This window comes from Imperialibacter sp. (genome assembly GCF_040222385.1).
In the GTDB taxonomy this organism is placed as follows: domain Bacteria; phylum Bacteroidota; class Bacteroidia; order Cytophagales; family Cyclobacteriaceae; genus Imperialibacter.
This window is the reverse complement of sequence record NZ_JAVKDF010000063.1, coordinates 1-1607: the sequence shown is the minus strand read 5'-3', so window position 1 is coordinate 1607 and position 1607 is coordinate 1. Positions and strand designations below refer to the sequence as shown.

Genomic DNA, 1607 nt, shown 5'->3' with positions numbered 1-1607 from the left:
CATAGTGTCCAAGATCCTGTAGCAATTGACTTTCAACCAAAGCCCGGAGCTGTGGCCCCATGATTGTCGAAAGTCCAAGGTCAGTATGATCAGCACTCATTGTCTAGGAGTATTACGCACAACGCCTCGGTAAAATGAGTGTGGGAGTTTTATGCAGCTCCGCTTCCACTACATCTTAGCCACGCCGATGATAAATTTATAATTTGTGGCGGACAATCCAAGCCAACTAGCTTATGATTCCAGGTGAAGCCCACATTCATTTTTACCGTCGTGTTACACACATTTCTCCTACTACTTCTCCCAAGGTTCTGATGTCCGAATCTCATTGAAAGCTTTATATAATAGGGCCATTAAAGCTGGAGAGCTCGTCGCTAGCACTTCGTTAATCTCGGTATATTTCTTATTCAAACCCTTCTCATTGGAGCAACTCAACAATAGCCTAAACACATTTAGAATTTCTGAATCAGTGCGTGTCTCTAGTTCCGCCGCAACATTAGTAGGGTCTGCTAAAAGTTTGAGTAAGAGACCAAACCCGTCTACATCATCCCTGTTATACCACTTGCCGTCCGAACATACGTCTACATATTTTTTGTAGAAGGCAGACTTATTAATTGTGCTAAGATTGTAGAAAAAGAAGATAATCTTTAATTGATCATGAACTCCATTGTAAGGTAACATCCCAGTTTGCTTATCAGCTCCAAACACTTCAGCTAGTTCATTAATCGTATTTGGAAATGCGCAAAAGAAATCCAGTTCTATTTGGCTATTGTGAGTAGTGTCTGCTGCCAATCTAAGTAAATGAATAAATTTATGGCTTGGCCCGACAAATTCTTGTTCTGGACACTGGCCAAAAACTTTGAAAGAAACGGCGCTTAATACGATTAATGCTAGAGTCTTCATGACAAGGTACTTGTGTTTCAGCTGCCTTTTTTGTCCCGCCATCTACGAAGCTGCTCAATTTCTGCCCTTAGTACATTAAGTGCTCTTTCCTTGTAATCAAATGTGGCAATTTCAGCTTCGAGCAACATAATGGTCTTGTCTTCATTGTCATTGTAAAAAAGACTCGGCGGTGGTACCGCCACCTTTTCGTTTGAAATATAGGGAAAGTAGTAACTCCGTGATAGACTACATGATTCGATGGTGATTGATCCGTCGTCGTTAGGGGTTGCATATACTAGCCACATATAATCACTCTCTCTAGGAGCGCTATAGCAGTAGCCTTCCGGTTTTCCGTGGATCAGTGAGTCAGAAGGGTTGCCCTTAAAAAGTTCGATAAGCTTGAAGGTGTAAGTGCCGTCGTCATTGAGTTGGTCAACCGCACCGACAAATATTAGCGGAAATATTTCAAAGTGTTCTCGCTGCACCTTTTTCAGGTCTTTTACTTCACGGCAATCGCAAGCCATGGAAGTAGTCCAACAGAAAACCAGCAAAATTACTGAGATACTATGCGTCATGATACTTGTGTGTAACGACTAGCTATGCGGCGTGGGGATTGGTATGAGTTACCGCTGCCGTCCGCAAATAGCCACGCCGATGAATAAAAATACACAAAGTGGCGGGGACTACAATCCCCACTGCCATTTCCTTACAAGTAAAGCCCCATGACG

General features: G+C 42.8%; 2 protein-coding genes. Both read right to left on the bottom strand.

Going from position 1 to position 1607, the window contains the following annotated elements:
- Window positions 1–291: 291 nt before the first annotated feature.
- Window positions 292–900 (bottom strand): hypothetical protein, encoded by a 609-nt coding sequence (locus tag RIG68_RS28370; RefSeq protein ID WP_350130358.1) that lies wholly within the window; start codon window positions 898–900, stop codon window positions 292–294.
- A gap of 17 nt (window positions 901–917) precedes the next feature.
- Window positions 918–1454 carry a hypothetical protein gene (locus RIG68_RS28365; RefSeq protein ID WP_350130356.1) on the bottom strand — a complete coding sequence of 179 codons (537 nt, stop codon included), beginning with the start codon at window positions 1452–1454 and terminating at the stop codon, window positions 918–920.
- Window positions 1455–1607: the final 153 nt, after the last annotated feature.